26 protein-coding genes are annotated in these 26,107 nt (G+C 70.8%); 10 read left to right on the top strand and 16 right to left on the bottom strand.

Annotated features, from left to right (window positions below; translation table 11 throughout):
• Positions 1 to 34 precede the first annotated feature (34 nt).
• The 3 genes from R2D22_RS09470 to R2D22_RS09480 all read left to right on the top strand — a co-directional run bounded on the left by R2D22_RS09470 (position 35) and on the right by R2D22_RS09480 (position 3,452).
• Positions 35 to 1,384, top strand: coding sequence for an NAD(P)/FAD-dependent oxidoreductase (locus R2D22_RS09470; RefSeq protein ID WP_318102639.1), 1,350 nt, complete (start codon positions 35 to 37; stop codon positions 1,382 to 1,384).
• 155 nt (positions 1,385 to 1,539) lie between these two features.
• Positions 1,540 to 1,830 (top strand): DUF485 domain-containing protein, encoded by a 291-nt coding sequence (locus R2D22_RS09475; RefSeq protein WP_318102640.1) that lies wholly within the window; start codon positions 1,540 to 1,542, stop codon positions 1,828 to 1,830.
• Positions 1,827 to 3,452 (top strand): sodium:solute symporter family transporter, encoded by a 1,626-nt coding sequence (locus R2D22_RS09480; protein ID WP_318102641.1) that lies wholly within the window; start codon positions 1,827 to 1,829, stop codon positions 3,450 to 3,452. Before R2D22_RS09475 ends, R2D22_RS09480 begins: the two co-directional genes overlap by 4 nt.
• A 211-nt stretch (positions 3,453 to 3,663) precedes the next feature.
• Here R2D22_RS09480 and R2D22_RS09485 read toward each other — a convergent pair whose 3' ends face one another.
• Both R2D22_RS09485 and R2D22_RS09490 read right to left on the bottom strand, forming a co-directional pair.
• Positions 3,664 to 4,992, bottom strand: a complete 1,329-nt coding sequence (locus R2D22_RS09485) for a class I SAM-dependent RNA methyltransferase (RefSeq protein WP_318102642.1) — start codon at positions 4,990 to 4,992, stop codon at positions 3,664 to 3,666.
• 58 nt (positions 4,993 to 5,050) lie between these two features.
• Positions 5,051 to 7,102 carry an APC family permease gene (locus R2D22_RS09490; protein WP_318102643.1) on the bottom strand — a complete coding sequence of 684 codons (2,052 nt, stop codon included), beginning with the start codon at positions 7,100 to 7,102 and terminating at the stop codon, positions 5,051 to 5,053.
• Positions 7,103 to 7,336: 234 nt separating this feature from the next.
• Here R2D22_RS09490 and R2D22_RS09495 point away from each other — a divergent pair, with 234 nt between their 5' ends.
• Both R2D22_RS09495 and R2D22_RS09500 read left to right on the top strand, forming a co-directional pair.
• Positions 7,337 to 8,005: a potassium channel family protein gene (locus tag R2D22_RS09495; RefSeq protein WP_318102644.1), complete on the top strand. Its 669-nt coding sequence runs from the start codon at positions 7,337 to 7,339 to the stop codon at positions 8,003 to 8,005.
• Positions 8,005 to 8,685: a potassium channel family protein gene (locus R2D22_RS09500; RefSeq protein WP_318102645.1), complete on the top strand. Its 681-nt coding sequence runs from the start codon at positions 8,005 to 8,007 to the stop codon at positions 8,683 to 8,685. The genes R2D22_RS09495 and R2D22_RS09500 overlap by 1 nt, the downstream gene beginning before the upstream one ends.
• A 75-nt stretch (positions 8,686 to 8,760) precedes the next feature.
• On the opposite strand, the gene R2D22_RS09505 is transcribed toward R2D22_RS09500, so the two are convergent.
• From R2D22_RS09505 to R2D22_RS09520, 4 genes are all read right to left on the bottom strand, one after another.
• Positions 8,761 to 9,522 (bottom strand): DUF3159 domain-containing protein, encoded by a 762-nt coding sequence (locus R2D22_RS09505; RefSeq protein WP_318102646.1) that lies wholly within the window; start codon positions 9,520 to 9,522, stop codon positions 8,761 to 8,763.
• A gap of 3 nt (positions 9,523 to 9,525) precedes the next feature.
• Positions 9,526 to 9,924, bottom strand: a complete 399-nt coding sequence (locus R2D22_RS09510) for an OB-fold nucleic acid binding domain-containing protein (RefSeq protein ID WP_318102647.1) — start codon at positions 9,922 to 9,924, stop codon at positions 9,526 to 9,528.
• 43 nt (positions 9,925 to 9,967) lie between these two features.
• On the bottom strand, positions 9,968 to 10,654 hold the full coding sequence (locus tag R2D22_RS09515; RefSeq protein ID WP_318102648.1) for a response regulator: 687 nt from the start codon (positions 10,652 to 10,654) through the stop codon (positions 9,968 to 9,970).
• 61 nt (positions 10,655 to 10,715) lie between these two features.
• Positions 10,716 to 13,286, bottom strand: coding sequence for a sensor histidine kinase KdpD (locus tag R2D22_RS09520; protein ID WP_318102649.1), 2,571 nt, complete (start codon positions 13,284 to 13,286; stop codon positions 10,716 to 10,718).
• A 186-nt stretch (positions 13,287 to 13,472) separates the two neighbouring features.
• Between R2D22_RS09520 and R2D22_RS09525 the strand changes: the two genes are divergently transcribed.
• Positions 13,473 to 13,874: a YciI family protein gene (locus R2D22_RS09525; RefSeq protein WP_318102650.1), complete on the top strand. Its 402-nt coding sequence runs from the start codon at positions 13,473 to 13,475 to the stop codon at positions 13,872 to 13,874.
• Between the two features lie 24 nt (positions 13,875 to 13,898).
• Here the strand turns inward: R2D22_RS09525 and R2D22_RS09530 are convergent, their stop codons facing one another.
• The 4 genes from R2D22_RS09530 to R2D22_RS09545 form a co-directional block, all read right to left on the bottom strand.
• Positions 13,899 to 14,630 carry an ABC transporter ATP-binding protein gene (locus tag R2D22_RS09530; protein WP_318102651.1) on the bottom strand — a complete coding sequence of 244 codons (732 nt, stop codon included), beginning with the start codon at positions 14,628 to 14,630 and terminating at the stop codon, positions 13,899 to 13,901.
• A gap of 157 nt (positions 14,631 to 14,787) precedes the next feature.
• On the bottom strand, positions 14,788 to 15,564 hold the full coding sequence (locus R2D22_RS09535; RefSeq protein ID WP_318102652.1) for a DUF3710 domain-containing protein: 777 nt from the start codon (positions 15,562 to 15,564) through the stop codon (positions 14,788 to 14,790).
• Position 15,565: 1 nt separating this feature from the next.
• Positions 15,566 to 16,078 carry a dUTP diphosphatase gene (dut, locus tag R2D22_RS09540; RefSeq protein WP_318102653.1) on the bottom strand — a complete coding sequence of 171 codons (513 nt, stop codon included), beginning with the start codon at positions 16,076 to 16,078 and terminating at the stop codon, positions 15,566 to 15,568.
• Positions 16,078 to 16,662, bottom strand: a complete 585-nt coding sequence (locus R2D22_RS09545) for a PaaI family thioesterase (protein ID WP_318102654.1) — start codon at positions 16,660 to 16,662, stop codon at positions 16,078 to 16,080. The genes dut and R2D22_RS09545 overlap by 1 nt, the downstream gene beginning before the upstream one ends.
• Positions 16,663 to 16,720: 58 nt before the next feature.
• Between R2D22_RS09545 and R2D22_RS09550 the strand changes: the two genes are divergently transcribed.
• On the top strand, positions 16,721 to 17,191 hold the full coding sequence (locus R2D22_RS09550; RefSeq protein WP_318102655.1) for a DUF3093 domain-containing protein: 471 nt from the start codon (positions 16,721 to 16,723) through the stop codon (positions 17,189 to 17,191).
• Between the two features lie 42 nt (positions 17,192 to 17,233).
• Here the strand turns inward: R2D22_RS09550 and R2D22_RS09555 are convergent, their stop codons facing one another.
• The 4 genes from R2D22_RS09555 to R2D22_RS09570 all read right to left on the bottom strand — a co-directional run bounded on the left by R2D22_RS09555 (position 17,234) and on the right by R2D22_RS09570 (position 20,773).
• Positions 17,234 to 18,172: a hypothetical protein gene (locus tag R2D22_RS09555; RefSeq protein ID WP_318102656.1), complete on the bottom strand. Its 939-nt coding sequence runs from the start codon at positions 18,170 to 18,172 to the stop codon at positions 17,234 to 17,236.
• 13 nt (positions 18,173 to 18,185) lie between these two features.
• Positions 18,186 to 18,482: a DUF4193 domain-containing protein gene (locus R2D22_RS09560; protein ID WP_003955561.1), complete on the bottom strand. Its 297-nt coding sequence runs from the start codon at positions 18,480 to 18,482 to the stop codon at positions 18,186 to 18,188.
• Between the two features lie 394 nt (positions 18,483 to 18,876).
• Positions 18,877 to 20,115 (bottom strand): sensor histidine kinase, encoded by a 1,239-nt coding sequence (locus tag R2D22_RS09565; RefSeq protein ID WP_318102657.1) that lies wholly within the window; start codon positions 20,113 to 20,115, stop codon positions 18,877 to 18,879.
• Between the two features lie 4 nt (positions 20,116 to 20,119).
• Positions 20,120 to 20,773, bottom strand: coding sequence for a response regulator transcription factor (locus tag R2D22_RS09570; protein WP_318102658.1), 654 nt, complete (start codon positions 20,771 to 20,773; stop codon positions 20,120 to 20,122).
• Between the two features lie 349 nt (positions 20,774 to 21,122).
• On the opposite strand from R2D22_RS09570, the gene R2D22_RS09575 reads away from it, so the two are divergent.
• Complete coding sequence (locus R2D22_RS09575; RefSeq protein ID WP_318102659.1) at positions 21,123 to 21,296, top strand: hypothetical protein; 174 nt, start codon at positions 21,123 to 21,125, stop codon at positions 21,294 to 21,296.
• Positions 21,297 to 21,428: 132 nt separating this feature from the next.
• Here R2D22_RS09575 and R2D22_RS09580 read toward each other — a convergent pair whose 3' ends face one another.
• Both R2D22_RS09580 and R2D22_RS09585 read right to left on the bottom strand, forming a co-directional pair.
• The gene (locus R2D22_RS09580) at positions 21,429 to 22,274 is read right to left on the bottom strand and encodes an inositol monophosphatase family protein (protein ID WP_318102660.1); all 846 of its coding nucleotides are present in this window, start codon (positions 22,272 to 22,274) and stop codon (positions 21,429 to 21,431) included.
• Positions 22,275 to 22,282: 8 nt separating this feature from the next.
• A complete protein-coding gene (locus tag R2D22_RS09585; RefSeq protein ID WP_318102661.1) occupies positions 22,283 to 23,410 on the bottom strand; it encodes a ferrochelatase in 1,128 nt (375 codons plus the stop codon).
• A 150-nt stretch (positions 23,411 to 23,560) separates the two neighbouring features.
• On the opposite strand from R2D22_RS09585, the gene R2D22_RS09590 reads away from it, so the two are divergent.
• Positions 23,561 to 24,826: an MFS transporter gene (locus R2D22_RS09590; RefSeq protein WP_318102662.1), complete on the top strand. Its 1,266-nt coding sequence runs from the start codon at positions 23,561 to 23,563 to the stop codon at positions 24,824 to 24,826.
• On the top strand, positions 24,783 to 26,105 hold the full coding sequence (locus R2D22_RS09595) for a D-arabinono-1,4-lactone oxidase (protein ID WP_411977130.1): 1,323 nt from the start codon (positions 24,783 to 24,785) through the stop codon (positions 26,103 to 26,105). Before R2D22_RS09590 ends, R2D22_RS09595 begins: the two co-directional genes overlap by 44 nt.
• The last annotated feature ends 2 nt before the right edge of the window (positions 26,106 to 26,107 follow it).

Here is a 26,107-nt window from a genome sequence, read left to right on the forward strand (position 1 = left end):
CGTACCCCTGACCACCGCATAGGAGCAGCGAGAAATGAAGACGAACAACGTCGAGTACACCACCTTCAGCGGATGGGTCGACGCACCCGGCGACGTCCGGTCCCCCCTGAACCAGGACGTCACCTGTGAGGTCGCGGTGGTGGGCGGCGGCCTGGCGGGCATGTCGACGGCGCTGCGGCTGGCCGAGCGCGGCCAGGACGTGGTGCTCCTCGAGGCCGAGTTCTGCGGCCACGGCTCCGCTTCGCGCAACGCCGGGCAGCTGGCGGGCGCCCCGGGCGGCGACATCCAGTTCCTGAACCTCCTCTACCCCAAGAAGTTCCCCGGCATCGTCCGGTTCGCCGAGAACTCCGCGCACTTCGTGGAGCACCTGATCGAACGCCTGGGCATCGACTGCGACTACGAAGCCACGGGCAACGTCTGCGCCGCGGTGTCCCGTGGACAGATGGGCCGCGTGCGTCGCGTCACCAAGATCCTGCAGAAGGCCGGCGCGAAGGTCGAACTCGGCACGAGCGCGGAGCTCGGCATCCCCCGCGGATTCCTCGGCGGTTTCCGCGAGTCCGTCGGCGGGATGATGAACCCCGGCAAGTTCAGCCTGGGCATCCGCCGCGCCGTCCTCGCGTCGAGTGCCCGGGTCTTCGAACGGACGAGGGTCACCGACATCACGCGGGGCGGCGGTCACGTCACCATCAAGACATCCGGCGGTGAGGTGCGCGCGAACAAGCTGGTGCTCGCGACGAACGCCTTCGGCGGCGAGCTGTCGATCACTCCGAAGCGACTGTCCGTGCCGATCTGGGTCACCGAGGTGGAGACCGAGCCCATCGATCCCGCGCGCCTGGCCGCGCTCGGCTGGACCAGCCGGTCGGGGGTGGTGACCCAGCACAACTTCATGGAGAACTACCGGCTGACCCCGCGCAACACCATCGTGTTCGGAGTCCGTCGGATCCAGCGGGGGAAGAGCTACCCGCTTCCCCTGAGGAAGCCGGACGAGGCAGTCGTCGCCGACCTCGCACGCGGCTTCGAAACCCGCTTCCCCGCGCTGGCCGACGTCGCGGCCGCTCGGGCCTGGGGCGGATGGATCGGGATCACGACGTCTTGGCTTCCGCTCGCCGGCAACATCGACGACAACGTCTTCTACTCGGTGGCCTGCAATGGCCACGGCCTGGCCCAGGCGCCGTACCTCGGCTCGCTCATCGCCGACCACATCGTGGACGGAGGAGAGAAGCACGAGGACCTGAAGGCGCTCTGGATGAAGAAGCCGAAGTTCGGACGCCCCGTGATGATGGGCGCTCCAGGGCTGCGGACCATCTGGGCCGTCGACCGTTTCAACGACCTGATCAACGGAAGCCGGCGGAACGCTCGACGCGGCGCGGCCCCGGTGAACTGACCAGGCCCGGTGCCAAGGGGACATCAGATCCGATTGCCATTCAGGAAGGTTCCGTGCACTCCTACTTCGCCCCGACTCCCCCCGGTCGCCCACCGACACCCCGTCTTCCGGGAGATTCCCCGCGGTTGCACCGCGGGGAAAGTCTCCGCACAGCCGTGCATCGTGCCCAGCTCACATTCCTCGTCGTCAATGCCGTTCCCCTCACCGTCGGCATCCTGGTGTTTCCCTTCACGGACGTTGCCTCGGCGCCGGTGTACGGCCGGCTCACGCTGGGCGTGCTGTGGGGCCTGCTGCAAGGCGGCCTGTTCGTCGCCTCCACGTGGTGGCACGAGCACCGATCGACGCGTTCGTGCGATCCCATCGAACAGTCCCTGACGTCCGGCCTTCCCCAGGCCGGAACGTCGGATGCTTCTTCCGCCGACGATTCCTGGCGGTGGGGCGGATGACCCTGCACGTCCTGAGCTCGGCCCAGGTCGACCCGATCGGTTCCGATGCCAGAGGCCCGGTGATCGTTGCCTTTCTGGTCTTCATCGGGCTGTCTCTCCTGTGGGTCTTCAACGTCGTCACGCAGGAGGACCACCCGGAGCGGCTCTACATCGCCGACCGGTCCCTCTCCCCGGTTTTCAACGGGTTCGCCATGGCCGGCGAGCAGATCTCGGCCGTCACCCTGTTGGCGATCCCCGGGGCCATCACGCTGTTCGGCTACGACGGATTCGGGTATGCCGTCGACATCCTGATCACCCTCGGGGTGACGATGCTGATGTCCCAGAAGGTACGCAACAGCGGCCGCTACACCCTCGGTGACCTCTTCTCCCTGCGCGCATCGGGAACAGCGCCGCGCATCGCCGCGGCCATCGTGACACTGACCATCGCGATCCCCCTTCTCCTGATCCAGCTGCGCGCGGCCGGCATCAGCACGGCGCTCGTGATCGGCATGTCGACCGATGAGGCCCAGGTCGTGTGCACGGTTCTGATGGGTTGTCTCGTCGCCTGCTTCGCCGCCGTGGCCGATCTGCGAGGCACCAGCCTCCTGCACGTCGTCAAGGTGCCCATCACGTTGGTGACGCTGGCGGTGCTCACGTTGCTGGCTCTCGGGAAATTCGCCTGGGACCCCGGAAGTCTGCTGTCCGCCGCGGTGAACAACAGCGTGGCGCCTGATGCGTACTTGAGCCCGGGGCTGTGGCCGTACACAGAAGGTCTCGGACCGCTCAACTCGTTCGGCGACCACATGGTCCTGATCCTCGGCACGGCCGTGGCGCCTCATCTGCTGCTGCGCGTCAGCGCGTCCCGCAACGGGCGCTCGGCGCGACGATCCGTCAGCATCGCCGTGGGACTGGTCGGTGTGTTCGCCCTGCTCCTGATCACGACGGGCTTCGCGGCAGCGGCCGTGGTGGGCAGTAAGGTCATCGGCGCGGTCGACGGCAATGGACAGTCGTCCCCGATCCTGCTGGCCTCGGGCGTACTCGGTGACGGCTCGACAGGGCGCGTTGCGCTCATCACCGCCATGGCGTGTGTCGTCTTCCTGGCCGTCCTTTCGACCACGACCAGTGTGGCCTTCGCTGCCGCCGTCTCCTTCGCCCACGATGTCTTCGGGCGAAGCAAGCACTCCCGCACCGACACCGGAGAAGTGCTGGTACTCCGTCTGGCCGTTGTCGTCCTGTGCGTCGTGGGCCTGTCGCTGTCCGCCGCCACCCATCGATACCCGGTCGACTTCCTGGTCACCTTCTCGATGAGCGTCGCGGCGTCGTGCGTCTTCCCCCCGCTGGTCTACTCGTTCTTCTGGCGCAGTTTCAATCACAAGGGGCTTCTGTGGTCCGTCTACGGAGGACTGCTGCTCTGCACCGTCCTCATGTTCTTCTCTCCCAGCGTGTCCGGGACCGAATACGCGCTGTGGCCGGAGGCGAGCTTCGACTGGTTTCCGTTCCAGACCCCAGGCCTGATTGCCGTGCCGGCAGCATTCTTCCTCGGTTGGCTCGGCAGCATCATCTCGCCAGATGATGCTGAACCCGAATTTCCCGCGATTGAGTACAGGCTCCTGACGGGGAAGGAAGTCGAACAGGGGCGTTGATTCAAAGATCCCGAAGACGAAGGAGCTGTACAGCGGTTGGTGCCATGGCGGAAAGGAACGCTCTGCCCGGCGGCCACCAAACCACGCATGACGACTCATCAGAAACTGCGCCGTTCGTGCGTCAAACGTGCGTCACGTGCGTCGAATATGCGTCAAGATATCGCACCTAACGCACGTAACGCCCATAATGCACTCTCAGAGAAACAGCAGGTCAGCGGCCCTTTTCAGCAGGCTCCAGAATCGCCACGCACTCCACGTGGTGCGTCATCGGGAACAGGTCGAAGGCCCGCAGGGTGCGGACGCGGTAGCCGCCGTCGCGGAAGTAGGCCAGGTCGCGGGCCAGGGCGGCCGGGTCGCAGGCCACGTAGGCGATGCGCCGCGCGCCGAGGCTCGCGAGGTGGTGGACCGTGTCCTTGCCGGCGCCGGCGCGGGGCGGGTCGAGGACGATCAGGTCGACGTCCGTGATGCGGGTGCGCGGGAGGACCTGCTCGACCTTGCCCTGCTCGATGCGGACGCGGTCGTACGCGGCCAGGTTGTGCCGGGCGTCCTCCACCGCGCGCTTGCCGGACTCGATGCCGAGCACCGCGCCCTTGTCGCCGACGCGGTCCGCGATCGCGCCGGCGAACAGGCCGACGCCGCAGTAGAGGTCCAGGGCCGTGTCGCCCTTGCGCGGCGTCAGGCCCTGCATGACGGCGAGCATGAGCGTCTGCGCGGCCTTCGGGTGGACCTGCCAAAAGCCGCCCCCGCCGACGCGGTACGTGCGGTCGTCGGCACGTTCGCGGACGAAGTCCCGGCCGTGGACGCGGTGGATCGCCTTGTCCTTTTCGCCCACGCGCAGGACCGAGACCGGCTTGTCGAGTTCGACGATGGGGAGGCGGGCGCCAGGCCGCGGGGTCAGGATGACCTGGCGGTCCTGCGAGCCCGTCGCGGCGATCGCCTCGATCGAGGCCATGCCCTCCCAGGTGCGCTTCTCGATGCCCAGTTCGCTGACGCCCTCCGCCGCGATCATGCAGTGGTCGATCACCTCGACCTCGTGCGAGCGGTGCCGGCGCAGGCCCGCGTGGCCCTCGGCGTCGACCGCGTACTGGACGCGGGTGCGCCACTGCGGGACCTCGCCCGCCGGGAGCTTGTCGCCCTCGGCCGGCATGACCGTGCCGTCCCAGCCGGCCTCCTCCGGGGTGAGGCCCGCCAGCCGCTGGAGCTGCTCGGCGATGACCTCGCCCTTGAGCCGGCGCTGCGCGCCCGGCTTGGCGTGCTGCCAGTCGCAGCCGCCACACTTGCCGGGACCGGCGAAGGGGCACGGGGCCTCGACCCGGTCCTTCGAGGGCTGCAGGATCTCGACCGCGTCGGCGCGCAGGAACCGCGAGGTCGACTCGCCCTCGGTGACCCGGGCGACGACCCGCTCCCCCGGCAGCGCGTGCCGGACGAACAGGACCCGGCCCGCCTCGGTGCGGGCGATGCAGTGGCCGCCGTGGGCCACCGGTCCGACCTCGACCTCGTACTCCTGCCCGATCAGCGAATCTGCGGGGGCGTTCTGCATGATCGGGGGCTCCAGAGAAGAGAAAGGTGGGCTGCCGTTGTTACGGCAGCCCACCAGTCTAGTTGCTCTTTCCGGCCGGTTCCTTCGCGCCCTTCTCGACCGGGCCGCGCCGGACCGATCCCGGCGCGTTCCACTCCTGGCGCTTGCGCGCCCGCTTCTTCGCCAGCTCGGAGGACCGCAGCTGGTACGGGACCGATGTCACCATCACGCCCGGTGTGAACAGCAGCCGGCCCTTCAGCCGCAGCGCGCTCTGGTTGTGCAGCAGGTGCTCGTACCAGTGGCCGACGACGTACTCGGGGATGTAGACCATCACCGCGTCGCGCGGGCTGTCCCGGCGGACGTTCTTCACGTACTCGATGACCGGCCGGGTGATCTCGCGGTACGGCGAGTCGAGGATCTTGAGCGGTACGTTGATGCCGCGCCGCTCCCACTCCGCCTTGAGGGCCTTGGTCTCGGCCGGGTCGACGTTGACGCTCAGCGCCTCCAGCTCGTCGGCGTGCATCAGCTTGGCGTACGCGAGCGCGCGCAGCGTGGGCTTGTGCAGCTTGGAGACGAGCACGACGGACCGGACGCGCGAGGGGCGGACGTACTCGTCCGGGCGCTCCTCGGCCGCCGCGATCTCGTCGGCGACCCCGTCGTAGTGGCGCCGGATCGCGGTCATCGTCACGTAGAAGATCACCATGCCGAGCAGCGCGACCCAGGCGCCGTGGGTGAACTTCGTGGCGAGGACGACGACCAGGACCAGGCCGGTGAAGAAGGCGCCGAAGGCGTTGATCGCGCGGGAGCGGATCATGTGGCGGCGCTTGGCCGGGTCCTTCTCGGTCTTCAGGTGCCGGTTCCAGTGCCGGACCATGCCGGTCTGGCTGAGCGTGAAGGAGACGAAGACGCCGACGATGTACAGCTGGATCAGCTTGGTCGAGTCGGCGCCGTACACCCACACCAGCAGGATCGCCGCGCCGGCCAGCAGCACGATGCCGTTGGAGAACGCGAGGCGGTCGCCGCGGGTGTGCAGCTGGCGCGGCAGGTAGCGGTCCTGGGCGAGGATCGAGCCGAGCAGGGGGAAGCCGTTGTACGCCGTGTTCGCGGCGAGGAACAGGACGAGGGCCGTGGCCGCGGCGAGCACGACGAAGAAGAAGGTGCCGTCGCCGAAGACCGCGGCGGCGACCTGGGAGATCACCGGGTCCTGGACGTAGCTCTCGCCGACCGGCTTGCCGTTGCTGATCAGGTCCGTGGCGGGGTTCTCGGCCATCCGCACGTCCGTGGCCATGGCCAGGAAGATGATGCCGCAGAACATGGTGACGGCCAGGCCGCCCATCAGGGCGAGGGTGGTCGCCGCGTTCTTCGACTTCGGCTTGCGGAAGGCGGGGACGCCGTTGGAGATCGCCTCGACGCCGGTGAGGGCCGCACAGCCGGAGGAGAAGGCGCGCAGCAGCAGGAAGACCAGCGCGAAGCCGGACAGGCCGGCGTGCTCGGGCTTGATCTCGAAGTCGGCGGTGGGCGCCATCATGGTGTCGCCGAGGACGATGCCCCGGTACGCGCCCCAGGCGATCATGATGAAGACGCCGGCGACGAAGATGTACGTCGGGATGGCGAACAGGCTGCCCGACTCCTTCACGCCGCGCAGGTTCATCAGCGTCAGCAGCACGATGATCACGATCGCGCAGAGGACCTTGTTCTCCACCACGAACGGGATGGCCGAACCGAGGTTCTCCACTCCGGAGGAGATGGAGACGGCGACGGTGAGGACGTAGTCGACGAGCAGGGCGCTCGCGACGGTCAGTCCGGCCTTCGGGCCCAGGTTCGTGTTGGCGACCTCGTAGTCGCCGCCGCCGCTCGGGTACGCGTGCACGTTCTGCCGGTACGAGGCGACGACCGTGAACATCAGGACGACGACGGCCAGCGCGATCCACGGGCTGAAGTGGTACGCCGAGAGCCCCGCGATCGACAGGACGAGCAGGACCTCGCCCGGGGCGTACGCCACCGAGGACAGCGGGTCGGAGGCGAAGACGGGGAGGGCGATGCGCTTCGGAAGGAGCGTTTCCCCGAGCTTGTCGCTGCGCAGGGCCCGCCCGATCAGGATCCGTTTGGGCACGTCGGTCAGTTTGGGCACGCAGAGGATCGTAAGCGTTCGAAATCCGCCGTGCCCAGGCGCACCCCCGATGCGCACGGAATCTCCCGCTCCAGCACCGCGGATGCGGTCCCGAATGGGGTTGCCGCATAAGCTCGGACCGGGCAGCACGGCCGGTCGTTGCCCGCCGCGGCCCGGGCAAGTCGGGCGAGGAAAGTTGTGAGCAGGGTGTATTCGCAGGTCAGCAGGGCGATCAGGAGTGCGGGGTAAGGGGACGTGCACATCGTCATCATGGGCTGCGGGCGAGTGGGAGCCGCTCTCGCGCAGACCCTGGAACAGCAGGGGCACACCGTCGCGGTCGTGGACCAGGACCCGACGGCTTTTCGCCGTCTCGGCTCCGGGTTCGGCGGCCGTCGCGTCACCGGCGTCGGGTTCGACCAGGACACGCTGCGCGAGGCGGGCATCGAGGAGGCCGGCGCCTTCGCTGCGGTGAGCAGCGGCGACAACTCCAACATCATCGCGGCGCGGGTCGCCCGCGAGATGTTCGGCATCGAGAACGTCGCGGCGCGGATCTACGACCCCCGGCGCGCCGAGGTCTACCAGCGCCTGGGCATTCCGACGGTCGCGACGGTCCGGTGGACCGCGGACCAGATGCTGCGGCGACTGCTCCCGTCCGGCGCGGAGCCGCTGTGGCGAGACCCGAGCGGCGGCGTCCAGCTCGCCGAGGTGCACACCTCGACGGAGTGGATCGGCCACAAGGTCAGCCGCCTGCAGGAGGAGACCGGCGTGCGCGTGGCCTTCCTCACCCGCTTGGGCGAAGCGATTCTGCCGACGTCGCAGACGGTGCTGCAGGAGGGCGACCTCGTGCACGTGATGATGCGTACGGACGAGATCGAGAAGGTCGAGGCGGCGTTCGCCGCGGGGCCCGAGGAGGGCGGTCACTGATGCGTGTCGCTATTGCGGGCGCGGGTGCGGTGGGCCGTTCCATCGCGGGCGAGCTGCTGGAGAACGGGCACGAGGTGCTCCTGATCGACAAGGCGCCCACCGCCATCTCGGTGGAGCGGGTACCGCAGGCGGAGTGGCTGCTGGCCGACGCCTGTGAGATCACCTCGCTGGACGAGGCGGCGCTGCAGCGCTGCAACGTCGTCATCGCGGCGACCGGCGATGACAAGGTCAACCTGGTCGTCTCGCTGCTCGCGAAGACCGAGTACGGCGTGCCGCGGGTGGTCGCCCGGGTGAACAACCCGAAGAACGAGTGGCTGTTCAACGAGTCCTGGGGCGTGGACGTCGCCGTGTCGACTCCGCGCCTGATGTCGGCCCTGGTGGAGGAGGCGGTGAGCGTCGGCGACCTCGTCCGGCTGCTGCGCTTCAGCCACGGCGACGCGAACCTGGTGGAGCTGACGCTGCCGCCGGAGTCGGCGATCGCGGGCACGCAGGTCGGCGACGTCGCCTGGCCGCAGGACACCTCGCTGGTCACCATCATCCGCGGCTCCCGGGTGCTCACCCCGAGCGCCGAGGAGACGCTGGAGGCGGGCGACGAGCTGCTGTTCGTCGCGGCCCAGGCGCGCGAGGAGCAGCTGGAGGACCTGCTGTCGGTGCGCCGCGAGGGCACCACGGCGGAGTAGCGGCGCGTACGGGAAAGGGGCCCGGGGAAGCGGATTCGCTTCCCCGGGCCCCTTCGTCTGCACAACGCCGAGGCGCTACGCCTCCGGGTGCTGCTGCGCGGCCTGCGCCGCGGCGGCCTTGCGGGCCTTCTCGGCCTGCTCCTCCGCCTCCATCTCGGCGAAGACGTCGATCGGCGCCGGGGCCTTCGCGAGGAAGACCCAGGTCAGGTAGACGGCCAGCAGGAACGGCGGGATCTTCAGGGCGACCAGGACCCAGCCCAGCTGGGTGGTGTCCGCCCACCAGTACAGCGGGAAGAGGATCGCGCACTTCGCCAGCAGGATCAGGCCCCAGGCCCAACTCGCCTTGGCGTACGCCTTCTTGCGGCCGGGGTTGCGGGTCCGCCAGGAGAGGTTCTCCTTGAAGACCGGGCCGAGGATCACGCCGATCAGGGGCACGCCCGCCAGCGTCGTGATGATGTACGCGAGGGCGAGCCCGAGCGTGTACAGCATGCCGGGCAGGTAGAAGTCCTTGGCGTTGCCCGTCATCATCGCGAAGACGACGCCGAAGGCCACGCCGAAGACGCCGCTGAAGGCGTGCTTCACCGTGTCCCGGCGGATCAGCCGGACCACGACGAGGACCAGCGAGACGGCGAGCGCCGCGATCGCCGAGAGCTGCAGGTTCTTGTTGATCGTGTAGATCGTGACGAAGAGCAGCCCCGGCACGACCGTCTCGATCATGCCGCGCAGGCCGCCGAACGCCTCGAACAGCGCGGCCTCCGTGACCTCCTTCGAGGCCGGGGTCGGGTCGTGCTGATCCGTCGTCGGCTTGTCGGTCGGCGGCTTGTCGAGGGACGTCACCGGCTACTCCTGTCCGAGCGGTCGGAGCTCGTATTTGGGGTTGAAGAGGACCCGCCGGCCGTGGCTCAAGGAGATCCGGCCGGAGGCGATCAGCTTGCGGCCCGGTTCGATGCCCACGATGGACCGCCGGCCCAGCCATACGACGTCCAGCGGCGCCGTGCCGTCGAACAGCTCGGCCTCCAGCGCGGGCACGCCGGCCCGGGGACGCAGCGTGACCGTGCGCAAGGTACCAGTCACCTTGACGATCTGACGGTCGGAGCAGGCGGAGATGGGCGTGCACCCGGACGCCTGGGTGTCCTCCTGGAGCTCCTCGGACTCCAGCTCCTCCTGCGAGGTGGACAGGCGGTCGAGCATCCGGCGGAACCGTCCGGCCGGCTTCTCCGTTCGCGGTGCAGCACTCATACAGAAAGCCTACCGGGCCGCGCCGACGCGGCCCCCAATCGCATCAGTGCTCGAAGCGGTAGCCCATGCCCGGCTCGGTGACGAAGTGGCGCGGGTGCGAGGGGTCCGCCTCCAGCTTGCGGCGCAGCTGCGCCATGTAGACCCGCAGGTAGTTCGTCTCGGTGCCGTACGAGGGTCCCCAGACCTCCTGGAGCAGCTGCTTCTGGCTGACCAGCCGGCCGCTGTTGCGCACCAGCACCTCCAGCAGGTGCCATTCGGTGGGCGTGAGCCGGACGTCCTTGCCGTCCTTCTGCACCTTCTTCGCCGCGAGGTCGACGCTGAACCCGGTGGTCTCGACGAGTACGGCCCCGTCCTCGGCCCCACCGACCGGCTCGGCGCGGCGGACGGCGGCGCGGAGGCGGGCGAGGAGTTCGTCCATGCCGAAGGGCTTGGTGACGTAGTCGTCGGCGCCGGCGTCCAGCGCCTCGACCTTCTCGTCGGAGGTGTGCCGGGCGGACAGCACCAGGATCGGTACCCGGGTCCAGCCGCGCAGGCCCTTGATGACCTCGACGCCGTCCATGTCCGGCAGGCCCAGGTCGAGGACGACGACATCCGGGTGGCGTTCGGCGGCGAGGCGGAGCGCGGTAGCGCCGTCGGGCGCGGCGTCCACCTCGTACTTGCGCGCCTTGAGGTTGATCACCAGGGCGCGGACGATCTGCGGTTCGTCGTCGACCACGAGGACCCGGGTCATGAAGGGCTACCTGCTTTCTGCCGGAGGGTGTGTGCTGCGTGCTGCGGGCCCCGCGCGGGCGTCAGGGGGCGGCGTGGGCGGTGGGGTCGGCCGGGGCGGCGGTGTCCGCCCGGGCGGTGGGGTCCGGCGGGGCGCCGCGCGCCGCGCGGAGGGTGAGGACCATGGTGAGTCCGCCGCCGGGGGTGTCCTCGGCCGTGATCGTGCCGCCCATGGCCTCAACGAAGCCGCGGGCGACGGCGAGGCCGAGCCCGACGCCGGCGCCGCGGGGCGCGTCGCCGAAGCGCTGGAACGGCTCGAAGATGCCGTCCTTGCTCTCGTCGGGGACTCCGGGGCCGCGGTCCACGACGCGCAGCTCGACGCGGTCGCCGAGCGCGCTGGCGGCGACCATGACGGGAATGCCGTCGGGGCTGTACTTGACGGCATTCTCGACGATGTTGGCGACGGCCCGCTCCAGGAGGCCCTTGTCGACCTGGACCATCGGCAGTGTCTCCGGGACGTCCAGCTCGGCGCTGCCGTCCGGGACCCCGCCGAGCGCCATCGGTACGACCTCGTCGAGGTCGATGGCCCGGATCAGCGGGGTGACCGTGCCGGTCTGGAGCCGGGACATGTCGAGGAGGTTGCCGACAAGATGGTCGAGCCGGTCGGCGCCGTCCTCGATGCCCTCCAGGAGCGCCGCGACGTCGTCCTCGGACCACTCGACGTCGTCGGAGCGGAGCGAGGAGACGGCGGCCTTGATGCCGGCGAGCGGGGTGCGCAGGTCGTGGCTGACGGCGGCGAGCAGCGAGGTACGGATCTTGTTGCCCTCGGCCAGCTTGCGGGCCTCCTCGGCCTCGCCGACGAGGCGCTGCCGGTCGAGCACCACGGCGGCCTGGGCGGCGAAGGCGCCGAGCACCCGGCGGTCCTCGGCGGGCAGCACGCGGCCGGTCAGCGCGAGCGCGAGGTGGTCGTCGACGGGCATGTCGACGTCGGCGTCCTCGGGGCGCTCGGCCGGGTGGGGCCCGACGCTGCCGGCGCGGACCCACGGGTCGACGTCGCCGGCCCGTTCCAGGAGGGCGACGGAGTCCATGGAGAAGGTCTCCCGGACCCGCTCAAGGAGCGCTTCGAGGGTCTGCTCGCCGCGCAGCACGCTGCCGGCGAGCAGGGAGAGCGTCTCCGACTCGGCGCGCAGCCGGGCGGCCTGGTGGGTGCGGCGGGCGGCGAGGTCGACGACGGAGGCGACCGAGACGGCGACGCCGAAGAAGACCGCGATGGCGACGATGTTCAGCGGGTCGGCGATGGTGATCCGGTGGATCGGCGGGGTGAAGAACCAGTTCAAGAGCACGGAGCCCAGGGCGGCGGAGGCCAGGGCCGGCCACAGCCCGCCGAGCAGGGCCGCGGCCACGTTCAGCGCCAGGAACAGCAGCATGTCGTTGGCGAGGCCGAGGTTGGCGTCGATGTGGGTGAGCAGCAGCGTGAGCAGCGCCGGGCCGCCGACGCCGACGAGCCAGCCGGCGATCCGCCGGGAGCGGCCGAGCCGGCCGCCGCGGGCGACGGGCAGCCCGCGGCCCTTGGCGACCTCTTCGTGGGTGACGATGTGGACGTCGAGGTCCGGGCCGGACTCGCGGGCGACGGTGGCGCCGACTCCGGGTCCGAGGATGTACTGCCAGGTCCGGCGGCGGCTGGAGCCGAGGACGATCTGGGTGGCGTTGACGCCGCGGGCGAACTCCAGCAGTGCGGCCGGTATGTCGTCGCCGATGACGTGGTGGAAGGTGCCGCCCAAGTCCTCAACGAGGGTGCGCTGGACCGTCAGCTCCTTCGGGGAGGCGGAGGTCAGTCCGTCGCTGCGGGAGATGTAGACGGCCAGGACCTCGCCGCCCGCGCCCTTCTCGGCGAGCCGGGCGGCCCTGCGTATCAGCGTGCGGCCCTCGGGGCCGCCGGTGAGGCCGACGACGATCCGTTCGCGGGCCTGCCAGGTGGAGCGGATGCCGTGCTCGCCGCGGTACTGCTGGAGGTACTCGTCGACCCGGTCGGCGGTCCAGAGCAGGGCCAGCTCGCGCAGGGCGGTGAGGTTGCCGGGGCGGAAGTAGTTGGAGAGGGCCGCGTCGACCTTGTCGGGCTTGTAGACGTTGCCGTGCGCCATGCGGCGGCGCAGCGCCTGGGGCGACATGTCGACAAGCTCGATCTGGTCCGCGCGCCGGACGACCTCGTCCGGGACGGTCTCGCGCTGCCGTACGCCGGTGATCGACTCGACGACGTCGCCGAGGGACTCCAGATGTTGGATGTTGACCGTGGATATGACGTCGATGCCGGCGGCGAGCAGTTCCGCGACGTCCTGCCAGCGCTTGGCGTTCCGCGAGCCGGGCACGTTGGTGTGGGCGAGTTCGTCCACCAGCGCGACGGCGGGACGGCGGGCGAGGACGGCGTCCACGTCCATCTCGGTGAACACGGCGCCGCGGTGCTCGAGGCTCCGGCGCGGCGTCTGCTCCAGGCCGTGCAGCAGTACCTCGGTGCGCGGCCGGTCGTGGTGCTCCACGAAGGCGACGACGCAGTCGGTACCGCGTTCCACGCGTCGGTGCGCCTCGGCGAGCATCGCGTACGTCTTGCCGACGCCCGGTGCCGCACCGAGGTAGATCCGAAGCTTGCCGCGTCCCATGGGACGACCATACGTCCAGCACATGGGACGTTCCGTACGCGTGAGCGAGCCTCGGGACGTCCTTGACGGGATTCTGATGCCGAGGATTCGGATCGCGAGAATTCCGATGTCGAGAACGCGGTGGCGGCTCCGACCTCAGGGTGGAAGGAACGTGGCGGCACCGTCACACGACCCGAGGAGCACACGATGAAGTACATGCTGCTGATGCAGTTCAGCTCGCAGACCCTGGACGTCCCGCAGATCGGCGAGTGGCAGCCGGAGGAGATCGGGGCGCACATCGCGTTCATGAAGACCACGAACGAGAAGCTCGCGGCCGCCGGTGAGCTGGTGGACGCGCAGGGGCTGGCGATGCCCGACACCGCACGGATCGTGAAGGCCGGTGCGGACGGCTCGCCGCTGGTCACCGACGGCCCCTTCGCCGAGACGAAGGAGTTCCTGGCGGGCTGGTGGATCGTGGACGTCGACACGGCCGATCGGGCGATCGAGATCGCGGCGGAGGTCTCGGCGGCGCCCGGGCCCGGCGGCCGGCCGATCAACATGCCGATCGAGGTCCGCGAGGTGATGGCGGAGCCCCCGACGGACCTCTGAGCCGCCGCCCGGTACTTCCGAGCGTCAGTGCTCGATGATCTCGCCGTCGCGCAGTTCCAGGACCCGGTCCGCCAGGCCCAGGAGCTGCGCGTCGTGCGTGGCGACGAGGGCCGTCACGCCCTCGCTGCGCACCACCGCGCGGAGCAGCTGCATGACCGCGAGGCCGGTCTCGGCGTCCAGCTGGCCGGTCGGCTCGTCGGCTATCAGCAGGGACGGCCGGTTCGCCAGGGCGCGGGCGATGGCGACGCGCTGCTGCTGACCGCCGGAGAGTTCGCCGGGCCGCTGGGCGGCGTGGTCGGCGAGACCGACCAGGGCGAGCAGCAGGGCCACCCGCTCCTCGCGCTCCTTGGGGTCTGCCTTGCGCAGCCGCATCGGTACGCCGACGTTCTCCGCGGCGGAGAGGATCGGGATCAGGCCGAAGGACTGGAAGATGAAGCCGATGCGGTCCCGGCGCAGCTCGAGCAGCCCGTCCTCGCCGAGCTCCGCGAGGTCGGTCCCGCCGACCGTGATCCGGCCGCCGTCGGGGGTGTCCAGGCCGCCGACCAGGTTGAGCAGCGTGGTCTTGCCGGAGCCGGAGCGGCCCTTGAGGGCGACCAGCTCGCCGCGCGGGATCTCGAAGGAGACGCCGCGCAGGGCGTGCACGGCCGCCTCGCCCGTCCCGTAGGAGCGACGCAGGTCCTCGACGCGGACCATCGGTCCGTCGGCCGGGTCCGCCACCGCAGTGGCGCCGGACAGCGCGCCGGAGCTCTCGTTCATGTCCTGTCCCCCCTTGATCCCCTGTCCCAGCCAGTATGTGCGTTCGACACCGCCCGGGGCCAGGGATCGCGCCGGAATGGCGTGCGGACGACAAACGGCCGGTGGGCCGCCTCCCGGGGGACGGGACGCGGCCCACCGGCCGTACGGAACTCGGGGGTCAGCGGACCTCGGTGATCTCCGGTCCGCGCTGGAGCTGGCCCATGCCGCCGGAGAACCGCGAGGTCTCCTGCTCCTCCTGCTGCACACCCTCGGGCACCATCTGGGCGTCGTTGGGCAGCTTCAGGACGATCGGGTCGCGCGGGGCCATCGGGCCTTCGCCGCGGACCACGACGGTGTCGCGGACGATCTGCTCCAGCAGGCCCGCGGCCTCGGGCTGCACCGCTCCCTGCCCGGAGATCACGCCGCGCAGGAACCAGCGGGGCCCGTCGACGCCGACGAAGCGCACCAGCTGCACGCCGCTGTTGCCGTCCGGCAGCTGCACCGGGACCTGGGCCCGCAGCTCCCAGCCGAGGGGGCCCTCGACCTCGTCGACGACACCGCCCTGCTGGGTGATGCCGGAGGCGATCTCCTCGCGGACCTCGCCCCAGATGCCTTCCTTCTTGGGCGCGGCGAACGCCTGCAGCTGCACGGCGCTGTCACGCAGTACGACGGTGGCCGCGACGATCGCGTCGCCCGCCACCTCCACCCGCAGCTCCATGCCCTCGACTCCGGGCACGAAGATGCCGCCGAGGTCCACACGGCCCTCCTCGGGCCGGGTGACCTCGGAAATGTCCCAGGGACCGTCGGGCCGGGGCGCCGGCGGAAGGTTCACCCGGCGCGGCTGCTCCGCGTCGGCCGATGCAGCCTCGTCACCGGGGTTCACCTCATCGACGACCTGCTCGGCCTCGCCCGCTGCGTCCACAGCGGCACCGCTCTTCTTGCGACGTCCGAACACGTCACTGTCCTTCCCGGTCGGATACGACCGAAGCGTATCGATTCCCACCCGTTGTGCCGTCCACGGCGGCATGACCGCCGGTGGACCCGAAGCCCCCCTCGGCCCGCGCCGAGCCGGGAAGCTCCGCGACCTCGTGGAAGCGCACCTTCTCGACCTGCTGGACGACCAGTTGGGCAATCCGGTCGAACCGTTCGAATCGCACGCTCTCGCGCGGATCCAGATTGACCACGATCACCTTGATCTCCCCACGGTACCCGGCATCCACCGTCCCCGGGGCATTCACGAGCGCCAGGCCGCAGCGGGCGGCCAGACCGGAGCGGGGGTGCACGAAGGCGGCGTAGCCGTCCGGCAGGGCGATCGAGATGCCGGTGGGCAGCACGGCGCGCTCGCCGGGGGCCAGCTCGGCCGCCTCGGTGGTGACCAGGTCGACCCCGGCGTCGCCCGGGTGCCCGTAGGCCGGGATCGGCACCTCCGGGTCCACGCGGCGGATGAGTACGTCGACAGGGTTGCGCATCAGGGGTTCACCTCGAAGGCGCGGGCGCGCCGGACCTGGTCGGGGTCGGACATGGCGGCCTGGATCTCCTCCGGCCGGCCGTTGTCGATGAAGTGGTCCACCTTGACCTCGATGAAGAGGGCGTAGCCGCGGACGGCGACCGGGCCGTCCGGCCCGCCGATCCGGCCGGTGGCGGTGGAGTAGATCTTGCGGCCGCTGACGGCGGTGACCTCGGCCTCCAGGTGCAGCACGGTGCCGACCGGCACGGGGCGCACGTAGTCGGTCTCCAGGCGGCCGGTCACGGCGATGACCCGGAGCAGCCAGTTCAGCGAGCCGAGGGTCTCGTCGAGCGCGGTGGCCAGGACGCCGCCGTGGGCGAGGCCGGGCGCGCCCTGGTGGTCCGGGGTCACGGTGAACTCGGCCGTGACGGTGACGCCCTCGCCGGCCCGCGCGGCCAGGTGAAGTCCGTGGGGCTGGCCGCCGCCGCAGCCGAAGCAGTGCTCGTAGTGCGCGCCGAGCAGCTCGCCGGGGGCGGGCGCCTCGGGGTGGCGTACCGGCGGTATGGCGTCGGCCGGCGGAGTGAGGGCGGCAGATGTTCCAGTCACAGCCGCAGACCTTACCCGCGCGGGTACCCGCAGGTCGCGCCGTGCCAAGCTTGGACGCATGCAGCCTTCCGCCCCGTCCTACGACGAACGTCTGACCGCCCCCGGCTCCTGGTGGGTGATCGCCGCCCTGCTGGGGATCTCCGGAGGTCTGGTGATGTTCCCGCTCGGCAATGTCGCCCTGCTCGCCGGCCTGATCGTCGCGGGCGCGCTGGCGGCCGTGGGCGTCTCCTCGTACGGCTCGGCCCGGATCCGCGTGGTGGCGGGTTCGCTGGTCGCGGGCGAGGCCCGGATCCCGGTGACGGCGCTCGGGGCGCCGGAGGTGCTCGACGCGGAGGAGGCGCGCGCCTGGCGCACGTACAAGGCCGATCCGCGCGCCTTCATGGTGATGCGCGGCTACGTCGCGGAGGCGGTCCGGATCGAGGTGACGGACCCGGCGGACCCGACTCCGTACGTGTACCTGTCCACCCGTGACCCGAAGGCGCTGGTGGCCGCGCTGGAGGCGGTGCGGGCCGAGGCCCGCGAGAGCTGAGCCCGGGGACCGTCACGGGGCCTCTCAAGGGCCCCCGAGCGGCTAGAAGCCGATCTCCTTGGGGTTCTCGGGCTGCTCCAGCGGCGGAAGCGCGGGCAGGGCGTCCCAGGGGATCTGGCGGCGGCGCAGGTCCGCGCGGATGTGCTCGGCGAGCTTTCTGGTGTCGCGGCGGTTCATCACCGCGCCCACGGCGGCGCCGACCATGAACGGCATCAGGTTGGGCAGATTGCGCATCATGCGCTTCATGATCTGCTGGCGCAGTTCGCGCTTGAGCTGACCGCCGAGCGCCGCGTTGACCGTGGTCGGCTTCGTGGGGTCGATGCCCCGCTCCTCCGCCCAGGCGGTCAGGTAGGCGGTGGATCGCTGGGTGAGCGAGCCGGGCGGCCGCAGGCCGTAGACCTCGTACAGCTCGGCGACGAGCTTCAGCTCGATCGCCGCGACCCCGGTGATCTCCGCGGCCAGTTCGGCCGGCAGGGCGGGGGGTACGGGCATCATGGCCGCCGCCCCGATGCCGGCGCCGACGGTCGAGGTGGCGTTGGCCGCGCCCCGGATCAGCTTGTCGGCGATCTCCTCGGGGCCGAGCCCCGGGAAGTGCCTGCGCAGCGTCGCGAGGTCCCGTACGGGGACGCGCGGCGCGATTTCGATGATCCGGTCGGCGAGGTAGCCGACGCCGGCCTTCGCCCTGTCGCCGGCGTTCTGCACGCCCCGCTTGACCGCGTCGTAGCGGACGCCTCGCCGGACGGCGTCCAGACGCCGGCGCCGGGGCTCCTGCTCGACCGGTTCGACGGCCGATGCCGCTGCTTCGAGCGAGGCCTGATGGCCTCGCTCGTCGTCACGTGCACCGGAGGACGGCAGGAGGGCGGAGTGCTCGGCCTCAGGGGCCTCGACGGCGCCCTCGGCCGGGCCTGAGCCGCCCTGGCGCGTGTCCGGCGTCCTGGGGAGCCGGAAACGCCGCTTCCGAAACGGGGTGTCGCCTGCCACGGCCGACCTGACCTCAGTCGCAGTCGCGGCAGATCGGCTGGCCGTTCTTCTCGCGCGCCAGCTGGCTGCGGTGGTGCACGAGGAAGCAGCTCATGCAGGTGAACTCGTCGGCCTGCTTGGGCAGCACTCGAACGGCCAGTTCCTCGTTCGAGAGATCGGCGCCGGGCAGCTCGAGGCCCTCGGCGGCCTCGAACTCGTCGACGTCGACGGTCGAGGTCGACTTGTCGTTCCGGCGCGCCTTCAGCTCTTCAAGGCTGTCCGAGTCGACGTCGTCGTCGGTCTTGCGTGGGGTGTCGTAATCCGTTGCCATGTCGCTCTCCCCCTCTGGGTGGTTGCGGTGTCTCCAGCGCACGTAACGCGTGAGAGGCCGGACTTGTGCCCGACCCGAGGCGGAGATTTTGCCTCACATCAAGGTCTGTTACTCAATCGACACCCAACGCGACCTCTCAAGAGTGATCGGGTTTGGGTGGCGAACGGGACCGTACACGGTCCACCTGCCGTCCTTCACGGGCGCCACCCCGTGTACTTCCCGTGATTCGGACCCCGGGAAACCCGGACTTTTCCCGGTTTTTCACCGGGCGGAACGATCACGGAGAGTGGATGGCCGAAAACTCGCTCCTGTGATCGATCACACACGGATCCCTCGGGAACAGGTCCCGAAAATTCCGCGCAAAGCGAACAAGCCGGCCGACTCGATCGGCGTGTCAGATCGGCAGCGTGACACGCATCACGAGACCTCCGCCCTCGCGGGGCTCCGCGATGATACGGCCACCGTGGGCCCGCGCGACGGACCGCACGATCGACAGGCCGAGCCCGACGCCCTTGTCGCTGCCGGTGCGCTCCTGGCGGAGTCTCCGGAACGGCTCGAAGAGGTTGTCGATCTCGTACGCGGGGACCACGGGTCCCGTGTTCGAGACCACGAGGACCGCCTGCCCGTGCTGGGTCTCGGTGGTGACCTCCGCCCAGCCGCCCTCGGGGATGTTGTACCGCACGGCGTTCTGGATGAGGTTCAGGGCGATCCGCTCCAGCAGTACGCCGTTGCCCTGGACGACCGCGGGCTCCTGCTCCCCGCGGATCTCCACGCCCTTCGCCTCCGCCTCCGCGCGCACCTGGTCGACGGCCCGGGAGGCGACTTCGGCGAGGTCCACGGGTTTGCGCTCGACGATCTGGTTGTCGCTGCGGGCCAGCAGCAGCAGGCCCTCGACCAGCTGCTCGCTGCGCTCGTTGGTGGCCAGCAGTGTCTTGCCGAGCTGCTGGAGCTCCACCGGGGCCCCGGGGTCGGAGACGTGGATCTCCAGGAGGGTGCGGTTGATCGCGAGCGGGGTGCGCAGCTCGTGCGAGGCGTTCGCGACGAACCGCTGCTGGGCGGTGAAGGCCCGCTCCAGACGCTCCAGCATCTCGTCGAAGGTGTCCGCGAGCTCCTTGAGCTCGTCGTCCGGGCCGTCCAGCTCGATCCGCCGGGCCAGGTCGGAGCCGGCCACCTGGCGGGCGGTCCGGGTGATCCGGCCGAGCGGCGAGAGGACCCGGCCGGCCATCGCGTAGCCGAAGGCGAACGCGATGATGCTGAGGCCGAGCAGCGCGAACAGCGAGCGGCGCAGGACGTCGTCCAGCGCCAGGTCCGTCTGGTGCCGCAGGCAGATGGTGACGGCCTCGTTGAGTTCCTTGCCGGTGGAGCTGGCGGGCAGCTGGCACCAGGATGTGGTCGGCGTGACCTTGCCCTCGACCACCTCGAAGGGCAGCCGGGAGGTGCTGTCGCTCAGCGCCTGCACGGTGAACAGGTAGATGATCGACAGCAGCAGGATGCCGGCGATCAGGAACATGCCGCCGTAGAGCAGCGTGAGCCGTATCCGGATGGTCGGCCGCAGCAGCGGGCGCACCGGGTCCCGGGGGTCCCAGGTGGGTTTCGGGGGCGCCTGGGGGTGCGGCGCGGGGGTCGTAGCCATCGGGTCAGATCCGGTACCCGGAACCGGGCACGGTGACGATCACAGGAGGCTCCCCCAGCTTGCGGCGCAGCGTCATGACGGTGACGCGGACGACGTTGGTGAACGGGTCCGTGTTCTCGTCCCAGGCCTTCTCCAGGAGCTGCTCGGCGGAGACGACGGCACCCTCGCTGCGCATGAGGACCTCCAGGACCGCGAACTCCTTGGGCGCGAGCTGGACCTCGGTGCCGTCGCGGAAGACCTCGCGGCGGTTGGGGTCGAGCTTGATGCCGGCCCGCTCCAGGACGGGCGGCAGCGGCACGGTGGTGCGGCGGCCGAGCGCCCGGACCCGGGCGGTCAGCTCGCTGAAGGCGAAGGGCTTGGGGAGGTAGTCGTCGGCGCCGAGCTCCAGGCCCTCGACGCGGTCGCTGACGTCGCCGGAGGCGGTGAGCATCAGGACGCGGGTGGCCATGCCCAGCTCGACGATCTTGCGGCAGACGTCGTCGCCGTGGACTAGCGGGAGGTCCCGGTCGAGCACCACGACGTCGTAGTCGTTGACCCCGATGCGTTCCAGCGCCGCCGCGCCGTCGTACACGACGTCGACGGCCATGGCCTCCCGGCGCAGTCCGGTGGCCACCGCATCGGCGAGCAGCTGCTCGTCCTCGACGACGAGTACGCGCACGTCGCTGTTCCTTCCTCCGAGCCCGGCTCCCCTACGGGGACGGGCGGTCCTGAGCACTGACTGTGCGTATACATCCTGCCCCTAACGTGCGTAAACCGGCTGTAAGGCGGGATGCACGAGGGGTGCGCGCGGCGGTGTGCGGCTCGGCGGACCCCGAGAATTCACCTGATTCCCGGGCCAGTTGAGGTTTCCCTGAGGAAAGGGGTGGGGAGGACGACTGCACACCCCGTGATCACGCCCTGTATGTGGCGAGCCACCTGCCGCTCTGTCCCCCGAGGCAGCGGTGCGTGATCCGACCCGGACCCGCGGCACACCCCCGTGCCACCGACCCATGACGAGGGGGCGCACGATGGACGCTTTCACCGCAGGACTGCTGCAGCGCATCAGGACCACGCAGTCCGACCTCACACGGGCTCGCGAGACGGGCGACGACTTCCTTGCGGAGGTCGAGCAGGCCGAGCTCGACGACCTGCGCCGCCTGGCCGCCGAACACGGAGTCGAGGTCGGCGCCGCCAGCGCCTGAGCTCGGCCGGCGCACCGCCGACCCGAAACACAGCGGGGCCCCGGAGTCGATCGACTCCGGGGCCCTTCGGCCGTCCGTCCGCTTTCGTGCCGTCCGGGGCCCTGGGGGCGCGCGGTGCGCCCCGGACGCCCGTCAGTCGTGCCAGGCCCCGAACTCCTCCAGAAGGGCCTGCAGGGGGCCGAAGACGCCCGGCGAGGCCGCCAGGGTCAGCTCGCCCGAGGCGTCCTGTCCGGGACGTCCGCCGGTCAGCGCGCCGGCCTCGCGGGCGATCAGGCCGCCCGCGGCCAGGTCCCAGGGGGCGAGGCCGCGCTCGTAGTAGCCGTCGAGGCGGCCGGCGGCGACGTCGCTGAGGTCGATGGCGGCCGAGCCGCTGCGGCGGATGTCGCGCAGCCGCGGGACGATCCGCTGGGCCACGTCCGCCTGGTGGGTGCGGACGGTGTGGACGTAGTTGAAGCCGGTCGAGACGAGCGCCTGGTCGAGCGGCGGGGCCGGGCGGCAGGCCATCGGGCGCCACTCGCCCCGGCCGCCGGCCCGGAGGTACGCGCCGCCGCCGCGGACGGCCCGGTACGTCTCCTGGCGCATCGGGGCCTCCACGACCCCGACGACCGCCTCCCCGTCGAGCTCGGCGGCGATGGAGACCGCCCAGGTGGGCAGGCCGTACAGGTAGTTGACCGTGCCGTCGAGCGGGTCGACGACCCAGCGGACGCCGCTGGTGCCGGGGCTGGACGCGCCCTCCTCGCCGAGGAGGCCGTCGTCCGGTCGGTGCTCGCCGAGGAAGCCTGTGATCAGCTTCTCGGCGGCGATGTCCATCTCGGTGACCACGTCGATCGGGCTCGACTTGGTCTTGGCGACGGACAGGTCGTCCGGCCGCCCGTCGCGCAGCAGCGCGCCGGCCCGGCGCCCCGCCTCCAGGGCGAGTTCCAGCAGTTCGGCGAGGAGCGGGTCGGTCGGCTCGGCGTTGTCGGTGGGGGCGGTCATGTCGTCTCCTACGCGTAAGGGCTGTCGGCGCCGGCCGCCGCGGGCCGGTCCGCGCGGGCCGGGCAGCAGCCGATGGGGCAGAGGTCGTGCGAGGCGCCGAGCGCGCCGAGGGCGCACCGCTCGACGATCGCGCCGCGCTCGGTGGCCGCGCGCTCCAGGACGAGCCCGCGGACGGCGGCGGCGAACCGGGGGTCGTCGCCGACGGTCGCCGAGCGGCGCACCGGCAGACCGAGTTCGGCGGCCTTGGCGGTGGCCTCGGTGTCGAGGTCGTACAGGACCTCCATGTGGTCCGAGACGAACCCGATGGGCGCCATGACGACCGCGGGCACGCCCGCGCCGTGCAGCTCCTCCAGGTGCTCACAGATGTCCGGTTCGAGCCAGGGGATGTGCGGGGCACCGCTGCGGGACTGGTAGACGAGCCGCCAGGGGTACTCGATGCCGGTGGCCTCGCGGACCCGGTCGATGATCACCCGGGCCACGTCCAGGTGCTCCTTCACGTACGCGCCGCCGTCGCCGTGCTCCGCGACCGGGCCGGAGGAGTCGGCGGCGGAGTCCGGGATGGAGTGGGTGGTGAAGGCGAGGTGGGCGCCGGCCCGGACGGACTCGTCGAGGTCGGCCAGGGCGGCGAGGACGCCGTCGGCCATGGGCTCGACGAAGCCCGGGTGGTTGAAGTAGTGCCGGAGCTTGTCGACCCGGGGCAGCGGCAGCCCCTCGGCCTCCAGCGTGGAGAGCGCGTCGGCCAGGTTCTCGCGGTACTGGCGGCAGCCGGAGTAGGAGGCGTACGCGCTGGTGGTGAGGACGGCGATGTGGCGGCGGCCGTCGGTGACCATCTCCCGCAGGGTGTCGGTGAGGTACGGCGCCCAGTTCCGGTTGCCCCAGTAGACCGGCAGGTTGAGCCCGGCCTGCGCGAAGTCCTTCCGCAGCGCGTCGAGCAGGGCGCGGTTCTGGTCGTTGATGGGGCTGACGCCGCCGAAGAGGAAGTAGTGCTGCCCCACTTCCTTGAGCCGCTCCGTGGGGATGCCGCGGCCGCGGGTCACGTTCTCCAGGAACGGGACGACGTCGTCGGGGCCTTCCGGACCGCCGAAGGAGAGCAGCAGCAGGGCGTCGTACGGGGCGGGATCGCGCTGATCGGACATGGCACCGATCCTCCCACCTGGCTCGGACAGCGGGCGGCCGGGCCGTCCGGGTGTGAGGCGTCCGTCCGGAAAAGCCCGTGACCCACTCTCTTCGAAGGCATAAGCTTTAGCTATTAATTACACGTGTTGCGCAGAAGCCCGGAGACCCCCTTGCCCAGTCCCTACCGCGCGATCTTCGAGGCCCCCGGCACCCGGGCCTTCACGGTCGCCGGATTCCTCGGCCGCATGCCGCTGTCCATGATGGGCATCGGCATCGTGACCATGATCTCCCAGGTCACCGGACGGTACGGGCTGGCCGGCGCGCTGTCGGCCGCTCTGGCGCTGTCCGCGGCGGTGCTGGGCCCGCAGGTCTCGCGGTACGTGGACCGGTACGGGCAACGCCGGGTGCTGCGCCCGGTGACGCTGGTCGGCCTCGCGGCGGCCGCGGGGCTGCTGCTCTGCGTGCAGTTCGAGGCCCCGGACTGGACGCTCTTCGTCTTCACCGCCTGCATCGGCTGTGTGCCGAGCCTCGGCGCCATGACGCGTGCCCGCTGGGCGGCGATCTACCACGGCCGGGCCGACCGGCTGCACACCGCGTACGCGTGGGAGTCGATCGTCGACGAGGTGTGCTTCATCTTCGGGCCGATCATCTCCATCGGTCTGTCGACCATCTGGTTCCCGGAGGCGGGTCCGCTGCTCGCGGCCGGCTTCCTGGCGATCGGCGTGTTCTGGCTGACGTCCCAGCGGGCCACCGAGCCGGCCGTGCATCCGCACGAGGAGCACACCGGTGGCTCGGCACTGCGCTCCCCCGGCCTGCAGGTCCTGGCCCTCACCTTCATCGCCATGGGGGCGGTCTTCGGTGCGGTCGACGTGGTGACGGTCGCCTTCGCCGAGGAGCGCGGCGCGAAGGCGGCGGCCAGCCTGGTCCTCGCGGTGTACGCGCTGGGCTCCTGCCTGGCCGGCGCGGTCTTCGGAATGCTGCGCCCCAAGGGCGATCCGTCCCGCCGGTGGCTGGTGGGCGTGACGGCGATGGCCGTGAGTATGATCCCCCTCCTACTGGCCGGGAACCTGCCGTTGCTGGCCGTGGCGCTCTTTGTTGCGGGCATGTCCATCGCACCGACGATGGTGACCACCATGGCCCTCGTCGAAGCGCACGTACCGCGCACCAAGCTGACCGAGGGCATGACCTGGACCGGTACCGGGCTGGCGATCGGTGTGGCGCTCGGCTCCTCGGCCGCCGGCTGGGTGGTCGACACCTCGGGTGCGGCCGCGGGGTACGTCGTGCCCGTGGTCTCGGGCGCGGTCGCGGTCGTGGTGGGCCTCCTGGGCTTCCGCCGGCTGCGCAGGCCGGTACCGACGCGGGAGGGGCAGCGTGAGCGAGACGCCGAAGGCGCTGAAGAGCGTGACCACGAGGGCGGGCAGCAGCCCGTGGCGTAACTGGGCGGGCACGGTCGAGTCCAGGCCGACCCGCGAGGCCAGCCCGGCCTCCGCCGAGGAACTGGCGGACGAGGTGCGCCGGGCGGCCGAGGACGGGCTGCGGGTCAAGACCGTCGGCACCGGCCACTCGTTCACCTCGATCGCCGCCACCGACGGGCTGCTGATCCGGCCGGACCTGCTCACCGGGATCCGCCGGATCGACCGCGAGGCGATGACCGTCACCGTGGAGGCGGGCACCCCCCTCAAGCGGCTGAACGTGGCCCTTGCCCGGGAGGGCCTGTCGCTCACGAACATGGGCGACATCATGGAGCAGACGGTCGCCGGGGCCACCTCCACGGGCACCCACGGCACGGGGCGGGAATCGGCCTCGATCGCCGCGCAGATCCGCGAGATCGAACTGGTGACGGCCGACGGCCGGCTGATGACCTGTTCGGCGAAGGAGAACCCGGAGGTCTTCGCGGCGGCCCGGATCGGGCTCGGCGCCCTGGGCGTGATCACCGCCCTCACCTTCGCGGTGGAACCGGTCTTCCTGCTCACCGCCCGCGAGGAGCCGATGAGCTTCGACCGGGTCACCGCGGAGTTCGACGCGCTGCACGCTGAGAACGAGCACTTCGAGTTCTACTGGTTCCCGCACACCGACAACTGCAACACCAAGCGCAACAACCGCAGCGCCGGCCCCGAGGCCCCGCTGGGCCGGATCAGCGGCTGGGTCGACGACGAGCTGCTGTCCAACGGTATTTTCCAGCTGGCCTGTTCGCTGGGGCGCGCGGTGCCGCCGGTCGTCCCGTCGATCGCCAAGATCTCCAGCCGGGCGCTGTCGGCCCGTACGTACACCGACATCCCGTACAAGGTGTTCACCTCGCCGCGCCGGGTCCGGTTCGTGGAGATGGAGTACGCCCTGCCGCGCGAGGCCGCGGTGGCCGCGCTGCGCGAGCTGAAGGCGATGGTCGAGCGCTCCCCGCTGAAGATCAGCTTCCCGGTGGAGGTGCGGACCGCGCCCGCGGACGACATCGCGCTCTCCACCGCCTCGGACCGGGAGTCGGCGTACATCGCCGTGCACCTCTACAAGGGCACGCCCCACCGCGCGTACTTCACCGCGGTGGAGCGCATCATGACGGCGCACGGCGGTCGGCCGCACTGGGGCAAGGTGCACACCCGGGACGCCGCGTACCTCTCCGAGATCTATCCGCGCTTCGCCGAGTTCACCGCCCTGCGCGACCGCCTGGACCCGGACCGCCGGTTCGGCAACGACTACCTGCGCCGCGTCCTGGGCGACTGACG

The organism is Streptomyces sp. HUAS YS2, from assembly GCF_033343995.1.
Classification (GTDB): domain Bacteria; phylum Actinomycetota; class Actinomycetes; order Streptomycetales; family Streptomycetaceae; genus Streptomyces; species Streptomyces solicathayae.